This is a genomic window from Sphaerisporangium sp. NPDC005289 (genome assembly GCF_040607455.1).
GTDB classification, from domain to species: Bacteria; Actinomycetota; Actinomycetes; order Streptosporangiales; family Streptosporangiaceae; genus Sphaerisporangium; species Sphaerisporangium rhizosphaerae.
This window is the reverse complement of the sequence record NZ_JBEXGS010000004.1, coordinates 12263-28619: the sequence shown is the minus strand read 5'-3', so window position 1 is coordinate 28619 and position 16357 is coordinate 12263. Positions and strand designations below refer to the sequence as shown.

The following is a 16357-nucleotide window of genomic DNA, read 5'->3' as shown; positions in this document are numbered from 1 at the left end:
AGACCTCGGCCTGCTGTCATGAGCCGGTGCTTGTTCGGTGGCGTGAGGCGGTGGCCTGGTGTCATGGGCAGGCGGAGTGCTTCGGCGGTTCCGGGGGGTCTCTGCTGTTCTCAGGGCGTCGGCGGGGTGCCGTCACTCAGGCTCAACACCGGTCGGCGCCTGTCGTGCTTCCGTGATCAAGTCGTCGACTCCCCCCTCGGTGGCGGAGGTCGCGGTGGCGGCCACGTGGACCGGCGGCATTCCGACGGCCCAGCTCGGGCGGATGGTGGCGGAAACGGTCACCCGGCTCAGCTCCGCGTCGCGGGTGATCGAGACGACCGCACCTGGAGGAGCCGCACGGCCGGCGAATCGCCGAACGACCTCCAGTGCCTCGCCGCGGGCGGCCGCCCTGGCGCCGGCCCGTGCCGCATCGACACATTCGAGTCGAGCACCGACCGCGGCGATGGCCCAGAGAGCCGCTCCCAGCACCAGGGCCAGCGATGGGAGCGCGACGGCCGTCTCCGCCGTGACCGACCCCGACTCGGACTCAGACCGCGGGAAACCCGGACGTCCTGTCCCCCGCCTCCGCCGTGACCGCCACCTCCGCCTCCGCGTCCGCCCCGATTCCGCTATGTCCACGTGGGCCACCGGTTCATCCCGCGAGTCTGAGGGCCCGGCTGATGATGTCGGACAGCATCTTCCGCACCTCGGGACTGCTGACGATTTTGAACAGGAGGCCCGCGAAGGCACATGCGGCGATCGTGCCCACCGCGTACTCCGCGGTGGACATCCCTGCCTGCGCTCGCATGCGGGCCAGCTTGACGCGCGTGCTCGCGGAGGTTTGAACGCGCACCCGCAGCCGCTGGAAGCGGTGATGCAGCCCTGCCCCCTTTCCGTCCCGAATGACCTTGAGCGCGTGCCGCCCCCGTCGACGGATCCACCTGCGCATCGGACCTCCCCTTAAGTCGTCATCGTCGCCGTGTGGGTGACCACCCGGACCTTGACCAGCGAGGACAGCTTCGCCGAGCAGAGGGGGCAACTTCTGGGCCGAACGCCATTCTGTGGACAACCCAACCGATCCCGCGCCAAGCCTGTGGATAAGTCGGCCGATGCCAGGCCCTACTGCGGAGATGCCATTCATTTCGACCTATGCACGGACAGCCGCCATGCCGCCCGAGCCTGCGTACCGACCATCGGCGCTTCGTCCGAGCTCCGTCCCGAGGCTGTGGACGGTTCGCCGCTCACCACGACTGGAGGGCTCACGTCCGTGACGCCTCGCGACGGCCAGGACTGGCGAGGCGGCTCACGTGGGCCACGGCAAACGGCATCTGCAGAGGCGTGCCGCCGGGCCGGGCGGCCGTCGCCTGGGCTGGTTCCAGCTCGTACCCGCCGGGGTGCGCGATAGGGAAGTGACCGGCCCGATCGGCGGGTCATCCCGATGTCCTCGTGACATCGGCGGTGAGCGCCGATGCCACGGGTCTGATCTCGCTCGTCGCCCGCCGGTCGTCGGCCGATCGTCGGCGCCCATCAGCCGCTCATCGACCGGTCAGCGGCGGTCAGCGGCCGAAGACCTGACCTGCCAGACCCGCGACCACTGGGATAACTCCCACGAGCACGAAGGCCGGCAGGAAACACAGTCCGAGAGGCGCGACCGCCTGAACGCCCACCCGTCGAGCCGCAGCGGAGGAGGCGGCCCGGGCGTCCTGCCGCGCGTCATCCGCGAGTCTGGACAGCACATCGGCCACCGGCGCCCCGCTGAGGGCCGCGCGGACCATGCCACGCGCCATCGCCGCCAGTGGCCGGTCCTTCTCCAGCGCCGACCAGGCATCCTCAGGGCGGGCACCAAGCCGCAGCTGGCCGTTCACCCATGCCAGGCGCTCGCCGAGCGGACCACCGATCGCGTTCGCGGCCGTCTGCACCGCGGCGCTCACCGGCCGGCCCGCCCGCAGACAGGCCACCATGAGATCGACCGCGAACGGAAGATCGGCCGTGATCCGCGCCCGGCGCCGGCGCGCCTCGCGGGGTTCCGCGCGGTGACCGATCACCAGCGTCAGCACACCCCCGCCGACTCCGCACACCACTCCGGGCACGCCACCGACGAGCGCGATGCCTCCGGTCGCGACCAAGATCGGCGGCAGCGCCTTCCGGAACGTGTATGCGCCGAGGCCGTATCTGGCGAACCGCCCCCTCAGCCCGGAAGCACCACCAGAGGCGAAGACGCCCGACACGCCGTTGATGCCGTCGAGGCGCTCAACAGCGCTCGAATGCTTGACTCCCGCCGGGCGATCGACATCGCCCCAGCGTTCGCCGCCTCCTGTATGTGCAAGGCCGCCCAGGCGTTCGCTGCCGCCTCTGCCTCTGTAGACGGGCGCCGCATGGGAGCGTCCGGCCCGCGCCGGCTCGTACGGCGGTCGAGCGCTCGCATGCACCCTCGCTCGCGTGTCGCAGCCATGCTGCTCAGGGCGTGCCTCCGCGTCGAGCCGCATGCGGAACATGCGGATCTTGGCCAGACGCTCGCCCGGATCCCACGGGGTCAACCAGAGCCACGCGGAGAACCCGACGAGGCCGGTAGCGAGCAAGATGCTCATGAGTCCTCCGAGCCTTCCTGTTGTGGGACCGGACGGACAGGGCGGGCACTCATCTCACGGAACAGCCCCGCCTGGTTCATCGCCTTGAGCTGGTTCAAAGGCGCGGGTGTCGTCGGAGCGGTGCTGGTGTGTGCTGGAGCTCACCGTCCCCGCTCGGGGCGCGTACACGTCGTCGAACCAGTGCGTCGGACCAGTCACTGAACTCGAATGCGCGATGTCAGCCGCTAACGCGCTGTCCACAAACGTTCACCGGCTCGGGCGCCGTGGCAGGCGCCGGCATCGCCGTACCACGACCCGCCGACCCGGCGCCGATCACTGCGGCACGTGGCCGGGGATGGAGAGCCGCGCCCGGTGAACGTATGTGCTCGCCGCCCTAGGTAGGCCCTACCTGCACAGACGGCCCTGCATGAACCGCCATCGCCGTACCACGACCCGCCGACCCGGCGCCGATCACTGCAGCACATGGCCGGGGTGGAGAGCCGCGCCCGGTGAACGTACGTGGTCACCGCACTAGGCAGGGCCTTACCTGCACAGACGGCCCTGCATGAACCGCCATCACTAAATGATCATCAGCAGTCGCACGGCCGTCGCGTGGACACGTGTCTGTCTGGTTCACGATCATGTGCCCCGCTCTTGGGCGTGGGAGACGAGCCGGTTCATCCACCACAGGCCCGCGATGTCCAGCAGCCCACCGGCGCCGAGACATGCCACGCCGGCCGGGCCGCCGAGCAAGAAGTCCAGCGGACGCAGCCCCAGCCCGGCCGCGAGCAGGATTCCGAGCAAGGGAAGCCCTGCGAGCAGCCGAGCGGTGGAACGCGGACCGGCCAGTTGGGCCGTGACCTCAGAACGGTGCGCCTCGGCCTCCCGCAGAGAGCAGCCCACCCTTTCCACGAGAGCGGTCAACCCCGCGCCCGACGTCTGGCTGACGCGCCAGCAGGCCGCGAGGCGCACCAGACCTTCTCCACCGTGATCAGGAGCGGCTCGCTCGAGAGCCGAGGCCACGTCACCACCGTCGCGGGCTATGGCGATGACAGGACGAAGGGCGGTGGGATCGGGCAGGACGAGACAGGACACCGCCCGCGCCAGCGCGTCTCCCGGCGGCCGCCCCGTCGCCAGCTCGGCGACCAGAGCCTGACTCAGCTCGATCGAGGACCTTCTCCATGCGGCGGCCTGCCGTGTGGGACTTCGCCGGAGGGCGACACGCGACAACCGGGCGATGCTCGCCCATCGCGCCTGGTCTCGGGGACGTGTCAAGGCGAGCAGCCGAACGGTCGCGGCGTCAGGGCTCGTCCAAACCCCCACTGCCACAGCGATCAAAGCGACGGCGACCACGAGCATCGAACATCTCCTCCTGCTCGCCGCCCAGAAGGGCTCGGAACTCGGCGGTGGGGCGGGAGAACGGGGTCATTGGAGGACATGAGGAGCGCGGGCGAGGAGCGCGGGCAGCGCCGGGCCGTGTTGGGGTGGGCCGTTGGCGGGGAACGTGAGGGCGGGGACGACGCGGACGAGGCCCGACGACTCGCGTTCCATGAGGCATATCTCGGCGACTCTGCGGCGTCCGCCACCGGCGTCGCGGACGAGGTGGATCACGGCGTCGAGGGCCGCGGCGATCTGGCTGTGGACGGCCTCCCTCGAAAGCCCGGCGGCACAGGCGAGCGCTTCCAGCCGGGCGGGCACATCGGCGGGGTTGTTCGCGTGCAGAGTTCCACAACCACCGTCGTGGCCGGTGTTGAGCGCGGCAAGGAGGTCGACGACCTCAGCGCCGCGCACCTCTCCTACGACCAAGCGGTCCGGGCGCATGCGAAGGGCCTGCCGGACCAGGTCGCGGAGGCCTACGCCGCCGGCCCCTTCCAGGTTGGCCGGCCTGGTCTCCAGCCGGACGACATGCGGGTGGATCGGCCGCAGCTCCGAGGAGTCCTCGACCAGGATCAACCGCTCGCCAGGATGAGCCAGGGAAAGCATTCCGGACAAAAGTGTGGTTTTTCCAGTACCAGTTCCACCCGTCACGAGGAAGGCCAGCCGGGAGACCACGATCGCGCGCACCGCCGCGGCCCCAGGGCCTGGAACCAGTTCTTCCAGGGTGAAGGACCTGCGGGGCGGGAGCCGGAGGGACAGGCACGTGCCGTCGGAGGCCACCGGCGGCAGGATCGCGTGCAGGCGTACGCCGCCCGGCAGACGGGCGTCGACGTAGGGGCAGGCGTCGTCCAGGCGCCTGCCCGCGGCTGCGGCCAGCCTCTGGGCGAGCCTGCGCACCTCGTCGTCGCCGGGGAAGACGACCGAGGTGCGCCGCAGGCCGTCACCGGCGTCGATCCAGACGTTGCGAGCGCCGTTGACCAGCACATCGGTGACCTCCGGTTCGGCCAGCAAGGGCTCGAGCGGCCCGGCGCCGATGAGATCGGCCCTCAGAGCACGGGCGACCTCGAGGACTTCGGCGTCCCCCAGCACCGCGTGCTCGGCTCGGAGCGCGGCGGCCACCTGGGCGGCCGAGGGCTGGGCGCCCGTGCGGGCGAGACGCACCCGGACGGCCTCTACCAGGTCAGGGGACACCACCAGACGATTCATCGGCGGGTGTCCGCGGTCAGGGAGGGCGTGACGGGTGTGGGTGGCTGAGGAGTGGACGGGATGGGGCGAGATATGAACGGGGTGGGGGGAATGGACCCGGTGGGGCGAATGGATTCCTTGGAGCCGGTGGAGCCGGTGGAGCCGGTGGAGCCGATGGACGCGGTGGGGCCTGTGGATGGGGTGGGGTGAGGGGTCATCGGGGCTCCAGGGTGGTGAGGAAGTCGGCGCAGAAGCGGCCGAGAGGAGTGCGGTCGCCGAGGGGTGGGGCGTCGCCGCGGTTGAGGACGTCGGCGAGGCCGCGCTGGTCTTCGAGAACCCCGACACAGGACACGCCGAGGGAGCGGGTGATCACCTCGGGGAGCAGGACGCCGTCGCGCGCCACGACGCCGATGTCCGAGGTGTGCCGGCTGATCTCGATCAGGAGTTGCGAGGCGGAAAGCACGCCTCGCACGTCCGCGGGCACGAGCAGCAGGGTGGACCCCGCTCGCGAGAGCGCCTCGCCTGCCGCGGGCCCGACATGTCGCGGGAGGTCGACGACGATGAGATCGCACCCTCTGTGCGCGGCCTCCAGGACGGCCCGCATGGCCTCCGCGGGGATGGGTGGGGACTCCCCGCGATGCCACGACAGCACGGTGAGCTCGCCCATCGTCGGCAGGGCGGCTTGCAGGGCCGTGAAGCTCACCCGGCCCTCACGCTCGACGATGTCGGGCCAGCGTGCGCCGATGGCGTGCTCTTGGCCGAGGATGACGTCGATGCCGCCGCCGAGCGGGTCGGCGTCCACGAGGAGCGTGCGCATGCCGCGTCGCGCTCCGGTGAGGGCCAGGGAAGCCGCCAGCACGCTGGCGCCGGCGCCGCCGCTGCCGCCGATGACGCAGACCGTCTCACCGGCCCTGATCACCGGCTCTGACGCCTCGGCGAACTCGTCCACCAGTCGCCGCTCGGCCTGCGGCAGTTCCAGAACCGCCTTGGCGCCCACGGCCACGCATCGTCGCCAGACGGCGGGATCGTCGCACGCCCTGGTCACGAGGAGCACGCCCTGCCGCTGCGGTGGCCCGGTCGCGGCCAGGGCGTCGGCCGCGTCCGCGCCCACGACGACGAGCGGGGCGCGCTGCCAGTAAGGCCGGGCATGCGTCGCGGCGTGTGCGACGTCGATCTCCACACCGGCGGCGGCCGCGACCCGCAGGAGATCGTCCAGCAGATCTTGATCTTCGGTGATCACCAATGGGCGGGGCATGGGGTGGCCTCCCTGTCGTCTGAGGCCACCACCTTCCAGGACCGGCCACATCGCCCATGGGAGCGAACGGCGTTCTGTGGATAACCCTCTGACCTGCGAGCGAGACGGGAGAAGCCGAGGCCGGCGGCCCGGCCGCCGTGGCCCCCGATGGGCATCCCAGCATCGCCATCGCGTGGAGCCATTGCAGCGCTGGACGCCGCCGGATGCCCCTCGCTGCTCCTGTCAGCGTTCGCATGGCGTTCGTCGCAGGGCGTCCCGTGCAACCGCTTCGAGTTGCTTGGGGGAGTCCTTGCTCCCTCGACACGTGCCTCGCCCACCGCTGGCCTGGCCACACCGCGCTGTCGGTGCGGGCCGGCGGCACCGGTAGGTGCTCCTGCCGTCCTGAGGCGGGGGTGCGCGGTGGCGAAAGAGGAAGCCGGGTCGCCCGGGGGAAAGCTCTGCGCGGCGGCAGGGATGGAGGAGAAAAGGGCGACCCCCGCCGGGGGGGGAGAGCGGGGGTCGCCAACCGGTCCGGCTCCGGGGGGGTAGAGCCGGTCCCGTTTTAGAAGAAAGCTTTCATCGCCGACCACAGCGTGGCAAGGGACTGCAAAAATCTTACCCTTGAACCAACGCCACAGCCATGTGGACACCAACGTATGGTGCCCGATGAACTCAAGTTCCGTCGAGGAGCAATCTCTGATTTCCGCGAGTTTTTTTCCGCCGTAGCGGATCGGCTACTACAAGTATGCGGAAAACGTCCCGAGAGAGACCGATCACGGGCGGTGATCGAAAGGCCTTCACATCCGGCTGTCAGGATCTTCGGGACAGCGCGGCGAGCCCCGTTCGCGGCATGCTCGGATGCGCGCCGGTTCGGCGCCCGGACAAGCGAAGGTCGGTAAAGGTCTTGCTCCAAGGGGTTCCCATCAGGCGGGATCCGACGTAGAAAGGTTGCACGGACTGAGTGTTCGAGTGCGACCACCGGGTACCCACGCGCGACCAGCCGCGGGAGGCGCGTCGAGACGGGCTTGACCCGCTACGACGATTTGAGGTGCACGCTTGGTAACCCGGTGTGGCGCACTGGCGGCGGCGTCCCAGACCAGGGGCGCCGTTCGCTTCTGTCCGGAGCCGTATCCCCCTCGCCGTACCGACCGTAAAACCTCGCCCGTCTTGTTCGTTTCAGCGCAAGAATTTCATCGGTTCGGGCAGACGAGGAAGATTTTTTCGTTCGACCTCGTCGATTCTCGTAGGATCTCGCGGTAGTCGCGGCGCTCTCCAGCCGGCCGTCCCCGGCCGTCGCAGGCCGGCGATCCGCGTCTCGCGAGCCGCGTCCGGCCGGCCGCGCAGCGGAGCCCGTCCGGTGATCTGGATCCGGTGCACCTGACCCCATCACGGCTCGGGCGAGGCGATGCGACACCGGTGAGGCTCAGCCTCGTTGAAGGGCCTCACAGATGGCCGTGGCCTCGCGGGCGCCGACCTCCACGGCGGCGGCACAGTGCCGCACCCAGGCCGCCACGCCCTCGCCGGTGCCCTTGAGGTAGCCCCGCAGGCTCTCGGCGTACGCGTCCGCGAGATCGTGGTGCCCGACCTCGACCGCCACCAGCGACTTGGGGTCCAGCCCGAACTCCACGAGCGTGAGCCGCTCGGCCGCACGCGCCACCAGGCCGTCCGCGGTCCCGAAGGGCCGGACCGCGGCCAGCTCGGCGTGCACGACAGCGGCCAGCACCAGCGCCGGGGCCCTGGTCGGCGTCGTGATCAACACGACCAGCGAGGTGAGACGCGCGGCCGCGGCCGCGACGCCCGGAGCCGGGCCGATACCGAGGACGTCCGTGGCCGAGCCCGGACGGTCCACGTCAGCGGCGTCACCGGCGTCAGCGCCGGGATCCGGGATGACCGCGCCGGCGGCGTCAGGGTGAGTGCGGCCGACAGCCTGCTCGTCGCGGTGCGCGCCGGGATCGGTCGCCGACCGGGTGCCGGAGGAGGCGCCCGTACGCGGGCGGCCGAGCAGCGGGTCCGGGATGATGCCGACGGCGGCCAGCGCGTGAAGGCGGGCGAGGACCTGCCGCGGCGCCGTTCTCCAGGTGGCGCCCAGGCGTCCGATCTCGGCGGACGCGCGCAGCGCCCCTGCCGCGACGAGGGACTCGGCCTCGCCCGACCGCAGCGTCTCCAGCGCGACGTCGGCGCCTTCGAGCGCGGCGGAGGCGCGCGCGCCGCGCAGGGCGGACTCCGCGGACACCTCGGGGCCGCGGCGGCGCAGCACGCGGTGCCCGTACAGCCGGTCGACGGCCGACCGGGCGCTCTGGACGGCGTCCGGGACGCCGGGCAGCCCGGCGATGACAGCCAGTGGGTCGCTCACGCCTCCCGACCCTACCGGCGAGTACGATGCGGGCGTACGGCGGTGAAGGTCAACGGCGGGTCAAGGGGAGTTCAGGTCGCGCCCGGCGGAGCGGGCGGAGGTTCACGGCGTCGTCAATGGCGTCCCCGGCGCGCGCCGCCGGCGAATGGGGGTGCCGTTCGGCGCGTGGTTCACACCGTTCAACGAGCATGCCGCGAATGGGCCTTCTGTGCTCTCCACTTTTATTGTTGGATATCATTTCCACAACGAATCCGCAGCTTTTGTGACCGCATGTAAAGCCCGTTGTGAACCACGGTGGAGGTGACCGCCGACGGGCTTCGCCGGTCCGTCCCCCCTTGTCCCGCCACCTCGGGACTGGTGAAGTGGGACCCAGCCCAATCGAGCCAGGCCATGTGAAGGAGTACGTTGTGGCCCCGGAAACCCCTGGTCGCGAGACCCAGGAGACTCTGTCGAACCTGCTGCACGAGAGCCGGCGCTTCGCGCCGCCGGCGGACCTCGCCTCGTCTGCGAACGTGACGGCCGACGCCTACGACGAGGCGGCGAACGACCGTCTCGGCTTCTGGGAGCGGGCGGCCGACCGGCTGAGTTGGGGGCGGCGCTGGGAGACGACCCTCGAGTGGAATCCTCCCTTCGCCAAGTGGTTCCTGGGCGGCACGCTGAACGTCGCCTACAACTGCGTCGACCGGCACGTCGAGGCCGGCCGCGGTGACAAGGTCGCCTACCACTGGGAGGGCGAGCCGGACGGCGACACGCGCACGCTGACCTACGCCGACCTGCTGCGCGAGGTGAGCAAGGCGGCCAACGCCCTGACCGAGCTGGGCGTGGGCAAGGGCGACCGCGTCGCGATCTACATGCCGATGATCCCCGAGCTGCCGATCGCGATGCTCGCGTGCGCGCGCATCGGCGCGGTCCACTCGGTGGTCTTCGGCGGTTTCTCGGCCACGGCGCTCAGCGGGCGCATCCAGGACGCCGACGCCAAGCTGGTCATCACCGCCGACGGCGGTTACCGTCGCGGGGCGCCGAGCGCGCTCAAGCCCACCGTGGACGAGGCCGTCGCCGAGTGCCCGGGCATCGAGCACGTGCTCGTCGTGCGCCGGACGGGCCAGGACGTCCAGGTGACCGACAAGGACATCTGGTGGCATGACATCGTCGACCGCCAGAGCGACGAGCACGAGCCGGCGCAGCACGACGCCGAGGACCCTCTGTACATCCTTTACACCAGCGGCACGACCGGGAAGCCGAAGGGCATCCTGCACACCACGGGCGGCTATCTCACGCAGACGGCCTGGACCCACCACGCGGTGTTCGACCTGAAGCCCGAGTCCGACATCTACTGGTGCACGGCGGACATCGGCTGGGTGACCGGACACTCCTACATCGTGTACGGCCCGCTCGCCAACGGCGCGACCAGCGTGATCTACGAGGGCACCCCCGACACCCCGCACAGGGGCCGCTTCTGGGAGATCGTGCAGAAGTACGGCGTGACGATCCTCTACACCGCGCCCACCGCGATCCGCACGTTCATGAAGTGGGGCGACGACATCCCCGCCAAGTACGACATGTCGTCCCTGCGCGTCCTGGGGTCCGTCGGCGAGCCGATCAACCCCGAGGCCTACGTCTGGTACCGCGAGCACATCGGCGGCGACCGCTGCCCGGTCGTGGACACCTGGTGGCAGACCGAGACCGGCGCCATCATGATCAGCCCGCTGCCCGGTGTGACCTCCGGCAAGCCCGGCGCCGCCATGCGCCCGCTGCCGGGCGTGGTGGCCGACGTCGTGGACGACCAGGCACAGTCGGTGCCGGACGGCGGGGGCGGGTTCCTGGTGATCCGCGAGCCGTGGCCGTCGATGCTCCGCGGCATCTGGGGTGATGAGAAGCGCTACGTCGACACCTACTGGTCCCGCTTCGAGGGGATGTACTTCCCCGGGGACGGCGCCAAGCGCGACGAGGACGGCGACCTGTGGCTGCTCGGCCGGGTCGACGACGTCATGCTGGTGTCCGGTCACAACATCTCCACCACCGAGGTGGAGTCGGCGCTGGTGTCCCACCCCAAGGTGGCCGAGGCGGCGGTGGTGGGCGCCACGGACCCGATCACCGGTCAGGCCATCGTGGCGTTCGTCATCCTGCGCGGCAGCGCGGAGGAGAGCGCCGACATCGCCAAGGAGCTGCGCGACCACGTGGCCAAGGCGCTCGGGCCGATCGCCAAGCCGCGTCAGATCATGGTCGTCCCCGAGCTTCCCAAGACCCGGTCCGGCAAGATCATGCGCCGCCTGCTCCGCGACGTGGCGGAGAACCGCAGCATCGGCGACGTCACCACCCTGGCCGACAGCTCGGTGATGAAGCTGATCTCCGAGAAGCTGCCGTCCACGTCGAGCGAGGACTGATCGGCGGTCCGAAGTCCACGGAACGCCCATCGTCCACGGATGATCGCCTGAAGGGTGCGGATCGATCCGGTCGCGCAGACCGCCGGTCCGCACCCGCGGCGTTCCAGGCCGGAAGGCCGCCGGGCCGCTACCCGCGGCGTTCCGGGGCCTGAAGGCCACTGGATCAGGCCCACGGTGGGCCGGGTCGCGGTGCCCGCGAGGTCATGCGTTCTCCTGATCGGGGAAGTACCCGGCATGTTCGATACCGCGGGGGTTCGCGCGCACGGGCGAGTCCGATGCGGCGAACACGGGCGAGTCCGATGCGGCGAATCGGACGGCGAGGCGGGACGATGAACATCACGCAGGATGAATGTGACCGCAACATCCGATAGGAGAGCAGACATGGCCGCTCCGCCCGAGGAGGAATCGCTCGGCGCTCTCGTCGCCCAGGCGAGCCACCACATTTCGACCCTGGTCCGCTCGGAGATCGAGCTGGCGAAGGCCGAGCTCAAGTTCGACGCCAAACGGGTCGGCACGGCGGCCGGGCTGTTCGGTGTGGCCGCCTTCATGCTGCATCTGTGCCTGATCCTCGCCTCGTTCGCGATCGCCTACGGGCTGGTGCAGCTCGGGATGATGCAGTGGCTGGCGTTCACGATCGTGACGGTGTTCTACCTCGTCGTGGCGCTGCTGCTCGCCTTCGTGGGCTACCGCAGGCTCAAGGGTCTCACCGGCATGAAACGCACCGCGCGCAGCCTGAAGGGCCTCAAGGACGTCGCCAGGCCCGACGGGGACGAGCCCGCCGTCCCGCTCGCCTCCCCTTCCCGACCGGTGCCCGAGCCGTATCGCGGCCCGACGGCGGGCGAGGTGGGCCACCACCGCGTGCCGCTGGCCGGCTCGTCGGCCGCGGCGTCCGGCGGCCCGGCGGGGACGTCCACCGGGTCCTCGGACGGCCCGGCCGCCGGCGACCTCGACCCCGGGCGCACGAGCCCGAACCCGTGAGTCCGGCCATGAGCGCACGTCCCGACGAGTCGCTGGCCCGCATCCCCGGGCCCTGGACCCATCGTTCCGTCCATGCGGGCAACGGCATGTTCCACGTCGTGGAGGCCGGCGAGGGGCCGCTGGTGCTGTTGCTGCACGGCTTCCCGCAGTTCTGGTGGACCTGGCGGCACCAGCTGGAGTCCCTGGCCGGGGCCGGGTACCGGGCCGTCGCGGTGGACCTGCGGGGGTACGGCGCCAGCGACAAGCCGCCCCGGGGGTACGACCTGCCCTCGCTCGCCGGGAGCATGGCCGGGCTGATCCGCGCGCTCGGCGAGACGTGCGCCGTGGTCGTCGGCCACGACTGGGGCGGCCTGGTGGCGTGGACCATGGGCGCGACCGACCCGAAGGTCGTGCACCGTCTGGTCACCGTGTCCGCCCCGCACCCGCTGCGGCTGCGGCAAGCCGTCCTCGGCAACCCGTTCGGGCGGCCCAAGGCCGGCAGGCACCTTCTGGGGTACCAGCTTCCCTTGCTTCCGGAGCGGCGGCTGACCAAGCACGGCGCCGCGCAGGTGGGGCGGCTGCTCGACGCGTGGTCGGGTCCCGGCGGGTTGCAGGAGGAGGTCACGGCGACCTACCGCGACGCCTTCAGCATCCCCACGGTGGCCCACTGCGCCCTTGAGTACCACCGCTGGTTCGTCCGCTCCCAGCTGCGGCCGGACGGCATGCGTTATCGCAAGCTCATGCGCACCGAGCTGGAGATGCCGACGCTGCAGCTCCACGGCGCGCTCGACACCTGCATGCCGCCGCGCACCGCGCAGGGGTCGAGCCGGTACGTCGCCGCGCCGTACCGCTGGCGGCTGCTGGAGGGCGTGGGACATTTCCCGCACGAGGAGCGTCCTGAGCAGTTCGACGCCGAGCTGCTGGGCTGGCTGGAGGACCCCGAACCCGACAGATGACGATATTTCGTACTGTGGGGTCATAAACCCAGGAGGGACGGACGGTGAGCGGCCACCAGACGGGACAGAACGACCACCACACGGGCCCGCACGCCCACACGGACACAGACGCGGACGCGGACGCGGACGCGCGAGAGACGACTCCGGCCGACCGCGACGCGGACGCGGCGGGACGGGACCGGGATCCGGCGGGACGGCCGCGCAACGCCCGGCCGCGTGACGCGCTGGGCCGCCCGCTCCCCAAGGGCGCGCCGGGCGTGGAGCGCGTCCCCGACGACTACGCCCCGGACGCCGGACGGGCCGTCGCCGACGCCCTCGCCTACCTGGTGGAGGAGCGCCCGTTCCACGCCCACGAGGTGCTGGAGGCGCGCTGGAAGACCGGTCCGCAGGACGAGCGCGAGCTGTGGCAGGGGCTGGCCCAGATCTGCGTCGGTCTGACCCACCTCCAGCGGGGCAACACCCGGGGCGCGGCCACGCTGCTCGACCGCGGCGCCGACCGGCTCGCCCGGTACGACGCCGGGACCGCCGCCACGCACCGTCGTCCTGTCGACCTCACCGCGGCGGTGCGCGCCGCCCGCGAGCTCACCGAGCATCCGGCGACCCCTGCGGCCGAGGCCATCGCCCAGGTCGCGGACGCCTTCAGAGCCTCTCCCGCCGGCCGGTCCTGACAGATCGCCCGGCCTCGCGCCGGGGAGGTCAGTCGCAGTCCTGGGTGTCGACGCGGGCGACCGAGGCGCTGCCCTCGTCGGCGTCGGGACGCACCTCGGCGGCGGTCAGCGCGTATCCGGTGTCCGGCTGGTCGGTCGCCGCCGCGAAGATCACGCCGTAGACCTGGCCGGTCGGGGTGAGCAGCGGACCGCCGGAGTTGCCCGGCTGCACCAGCCCCCGGATGGCGTACACCTCGCGGGTGACCGTCTTGCGCGAGTAGATGTCGGAGGCCTTCGCGTTCTGCTTGACGCGGATGCGGGCCGGCCGGGTCGTGAAGCCCTTGCCCTTCGGGAAACCGGCGATGATCGCGTCGTCCTGGCCCTCGGCGGTGAAGTCGAACTTCAGCGGCGGGACGTCCAGGTCGGGGACGTACAAGATGGCGATGTCCCGGTCGGGGTTGTACAGGACGACCTGGGCGTCGTGCCTGATGCGGTTCTCGTCGGTGACCCGCAGCTCCTGGGTGACACCGGCGACCACGTGCGCGTTGGTCATGATGCGGTGCGGCGCGAAGACGAAGCCGGTGCCCTCGATGAGCTTGCGGCAGGCGGGAGCCGTCCCCTGCACCTTGACGATCGCCCGGCGGGCCCGCTGGAGCTGTGGGCCGCGCACCACGCTGGCGTCCGGCGGCGGCACATCGACGAACGTGCCGCCGCCGATGGCGTTGAACACCTGCGGGAACTCGGAGTTGTCGACGAACTCCTTGAAGGAGAGCTGCCACTCCTTGGCCTTCTCGGGCATCGCCGCGTCGACGGTCCGCAGGAGCAGCGAGCCGTTGGTCTGCTGGTTGAGCCACGGAAAGGGCGCGACGGAGAGCAGCGAGCCGATCAGCCAGGCGATGATCAGGACCGACAGCGCGCTGGTGAAGGTGCCGCCGAGCGCGTCCACGGTGCGGGCGGGCTCCCAGGTGACGTGGCTGCGGACGACCGCGCCGATCGTCGAGGAGGCGAACTGGCCGATCACCGCACCGAGAAAGACGATCACTATGGCGAGCAGGGCCTGCTCGGTGGAGGCGCTCACGACGGCGTGCGCGATCGGCGGCGCGATCAACACCCCGAGGACACCCCCGCCGACGAAGCCGAGGAAGCTGAAAGCCCCGATGATGAACCCCTGCCGATAGCCGGACACGGCAAAGGCGATCACGAGAACAATCAGGATGAAATCGAGGAGATCGCCGCTCACGCCTCAACGGTATCCAGCGCGGCCACGAGCCGTGCACTCGTTGGCTCGATATCGTTGCGGCATGGTATCGATCGGGGGGTCGAACGACGGGCGAGCGGACGGGCGCCCCGGCACGGGCGCCACCGTGCCCGACGGCAGGCCGCAATCCTGGGTCCGCAACCTCCGCTGGATGCGCGCGGACGCGGGCGTGTCTCCGGAGCTGGCGAAACTCGGCGTCGATGAGCTGATCGCCCTCGCTCTGGAGGACGACGACCCTGACGGCCCCCGCAGGTGGAAGGCCGTGGACGCGCTGCACGCCCGAGGCGATCTCGAGACCTTCACCGAGGCCCGGAGGCTGTGCGCGAGCGATTCCCGCGTCGAGCGCGTGCTGGGCGTGGACATCCTGGGCGAGTTGGGCACTCCGCTGCGGCCCTTCGTCGACAAGACGCTGTCGGTCCTGCGTTACCTGGCCGCCTCGGACGACGACGTCCGCGTGCTCCACGCCGTGCTGATCGCGTTCGGGCACCTGCGGGACGGACGAGCCCTCCCGTCGGTCATCGACTTGTCCACGCATCAGGACGCGACCGTCCGCTACGGCGCGGCGTACGCGTTGTCGCACGTCGTCGGCCGTCCGCCGGACCCGGCCGGGCTCGCGGCGCTCCGCCGGCTCGCCACCGACCCCGACGAGGACGTCGCCGACTGGGCGGCGCTGGGCCTCATCCTGCCGTGACCGTCGCCATCCTGCCGTGATCGTCGCTGCTCCCGCTGGGACGGCCCACAGAGGCCGGCCGGTCTAGCGGCGGGCGAGGCGGAGCATCTCGGGGGGCAGTTCCTCGACGCGGCCGCCGTCCCAGGGGCGCTCGAAGCCGGTGGCCGCCAGCAGGTCGTTCAGGATGCCCGCCGTGAACCCCCACACCAGCATTCCGCGCACCTTGAACGCGGGCCCCGCGAAGCCGCCGGGAAGGCGCAGCCGCAGCCGGTTGCCCGGGTCGACCAGTTCGGCGATGGGCACGCGTGCCACGGCGTCGACCTCGTCCGGGGAGGCCGCGTGGACGGCGCAGGGCGTGTGCCACCAGCCGAGCACGGGGGTGACCCTGTTGTCGCTCCGCCAGACGTAGAGCTCGGGAAGCGTGCCGACCACCTGCACGCCGCCGGGTTCCAGACCGGTCTCCTCCTGCGCCTCGCGCAGCGCCGCGCCGACCGGGCCGCCGTCGCCCGGGTCCACGCCCCCGCCGGGGAACGCGGGCTGGCCGGCGTGGTTGCGCCCCTTCGCGCTGCGCTGGATCAGCAGGACGTCGGGGCCGAGCGCCGACTCCCCGAACAACAGCAGGACGGCCGCGGCACGCCCTCCGACGGCCGGCGGGCGCAACGCCGCGGGAACGGGATGGTGGACGGCGTTCGCCGCGAGATCGTTCAACCAGCCGGGCACGGGAGCAGTCATGCCATACCTCCTTGCGGGGAGCAACATCGGCCGCATGCGGCAGCTTCCCGCTTCCCGT

At 71.2% G+C, this 16357-nt stretch carries 14 protein-coding genes; 5 read left to right on the top strand and 9 right to left on the bottom strand.

Features of this window, described 5'->3' with window-relative positions:
* Positions 1-132: 132 nt before the first annotated feature.
* From ABZT47_RS08495 to ABZT47_RS08465, 7 genes are all read right to left on the bottom strand, one after another.
* Positions 133-618 carry a TadE family type IV pilus minor pilin gene (locus ABZT47_RS08495; protein WP_354838707.1) on the bottom strand — a complete coding sequence of 162 codons (486 nt, stop codon included), beginning with the start codon at positions 616-618 and terminating at the stop codon, positions 133-135.
* 13 nt (positions 619-631) lie between these two features.
* On the bottom strand, positions 632-928 hold the full coding sequence (locus ABZT47_RS08490) for a DUF4244 domain-containing protein (protein ID WP_354837681.1): 297 nt from the start codon (positions 926-928) through the stop codon (positions 632-634).
* 607 nt (positions 929-1535) lie between these two features.
* Positions 1536-2567, bottom strand: coding sequence for a type II secretion system F family protein (locus tag ABZT47_RS08485; protein ID WP_354837679.1), 1032 nt, complete (start codon positions 2565-2567; stop codon positions 1536-1538).
* Between the two features lie 618 nt (positions 2568-3185).
* Positions 3186-3821 carry a type II secretion system F family protein gene (locus ABZT47_RS08480; protein WP_354837677.1) on the bottom strand — a complete coding sequence of 212 codons (636 nt, stop codon included), beginning with the start codon at positions 3819-3821 and terminating at the stop codon, positions 3186-3188.
* Between the two features lie 150 nt (positions 3822-3971).
* Complete coding sequence (locus tag ABZT47_RS08475) at positions 3972-5129, bottom strand: TadA family conjugal transfer-associated ATPase (protein WP_354837675.1); 1158 nt, start codon at positions 5127-5129, stop codon at positions 3972-3974.
* A gap of 193 nt (positions 5130-5322) precedes the next feature.
* A complete protein-coding gene (gene ssd, locus ABZT47_RS08470; protein WP_354837673.1) occupies positions 5323-6363 on the bottom strand; it encodes a septum site-determining protein Ssd in 1041 nt (346 codons plus the stop codon).
* Between the two features lie 1402 nt (positions 6364-7765).
* Complete coding sequence (locus tag ABZT47_RS08465; protein ID WP_354837671.1) at positions 7766-8695, bottom strand: oxidoreductase; 930 nt, start codon at positions 8693-8695, stop codon at positions 7766-7768.
* A gap of 407 nt (positions 8696-9102) precedes the next feature.
* Here ABZT47_RS08465 and acs point away from each other — a divergent pair, with 407 nt between their 5' ends.
* The 4 genes from acs to ABZT47_RS08445 all read left to right on the top strand — a co-directional run bounded on the left by acs (position 9103) and on the right by ABZT47_RS08445 (position 13660).
* The gene (gene acs / locus ABZT47_RS08460) at positions 9103-11079 is read left to right on the top strand and encodes an acetate--CoA ligase (protein ID WP_354837669.1); all 1977 of its coding nucleotides are present in this window, start codon (positions 9103-9105) and stop codon (positions 11077-11079) included.
* A gap of 381 nt (positions 11080-11460) precedes the next feature.
* Positions 11461-12057, top strand: coding sequence for a phage holin family protein (locus ABZT47_RS08455; RefSeq protein WP_354837667.1), 597 nt, complete (start codon positions 11461-11463; stop codon positions 12055-12057).
* A gap of 8 nt (positions 12058-12065) precedes the next feature.
* Positions 12066-12992: an alpha/beta hydrolase gene (locus tag ABZT47_RS08450; RefSeq protein ID WP_354837665.1), complete on the top strand. Its 927-nt coding sequence runs from the start codon at positions 12066-12068 to the stop codon at positions 12990-12992.
* A gap of 44 nt (positions 12993-13036) precedes the next feature.
* Positions 13037-13660: a DUF309 domain-containing protein gene (locus ABZT47_RS08445; RefSeq protein ID WP_354837663.1), complete on the top strand. Its 624-nt coding sequence runs from the start codon at positions 13037-13039 to the stop codon at positions 13658-13660.
* A 28-nt stretch (positions 13661-13688) separates the two neighbouring features.
* Here the strand turns inward: ABZT47_RS08445 and ABZT47_RS08440 are convergent, their stop codons facing one another.
* Entirely contained in the window at positions 13689-14879 is a 1191-nt protein-coding gene (locus ABZT47_RS08440; protein WP_354837661.1) for a MarP family serine protease, read from the bottom strand.
* Positions 14880-14940: 61 nt separating this feature from the next.
* On the opposite strand from ABZT47_RS08440, the gene ABZT47_RS08435 reads away from it, so the two are divergent.
* Positions 14941-15588, top strand: a complete 648-nt coding sequence (locus tag ABZT47_RS08435) for a HEAT repeat domain-containing protein (protein WP_354837659.1) — start codon at positions 14941-14943, stop codon at positions 15586-15588.
* A 63-nt stretch (positions 15589-15651) separates the two neighbouring features.
* Here ABZT47_RS08435 and ABZT47_RS08430 read toward each other — a convergent pair whose 3' ends face one another.
* Positions 15652-16299 carry a CoA pyrophosphatase gene (locus ABZT47_RS08430; RefSeq protein ID WP_354837657.1) on the bottom strand — a complete coding sequence of 216 codons (648 nt, stop codon included), beginning with the start codon at positions 16297-16299 and terminating at the stop codon, positions 15652-15654.
* Positions 16300-16357: the final 58 nt, after the last annotated feature.